General features: G+C 59.2%; 1 protein-coding gene. It reads right to left on the bottom strand.

From position 1 onward, the window contains the following. Positions 1-3 precede the first annotated feature (3 nt). Positions 4-294 (bottom strand): hypothetical protein (locus tag R0J92_RS22350; RefSeq protein WP_411053269.1); only part of this gene is annotated, 291 nt, incomplete at its 5' end.

Raw genomic sequence — 294 nt, 5'->3', positions numbered from 1 at the left:
ACGCTACTCGCCTTCCACGCCGGTAATGGGTTTGATGGTGCCCCAGCGGCGGCAGCTAGGGCACTGCCATGCAAGATTGTCGCTGCTGAAACCGCAGCGACGGCAGCGATGGCGAGGCCTGCCTGTCAACAGTGCGCCCGTATGATGTTTGAGCAGCATCAGGCGGGTGTCAGGGGTAGTTTTACCCGCCAGCCGCTCACTTTCTAAGTAAAGGTCCACTAAGTAATCAAGCCCTCCGAGGCTTGGAGCTTCACTTAGCCAGGCACCCGTTCGTTCAATTGCGCTGTCCACGCC

The organism is Tritonibacter sp. SIMBA_163, assembly GCF_046535935.1.
Taxonomy (GTDB): Bacteria; Pseudomonadota; Alphaproteobacteria; order Rhodobacterales; family Rhodobacteraceae; genus Epibacterium; species Epibacterium scottomollicae.
This window is presented reverse-complemented; position numbering and strand designations above follow the sequence as displayed.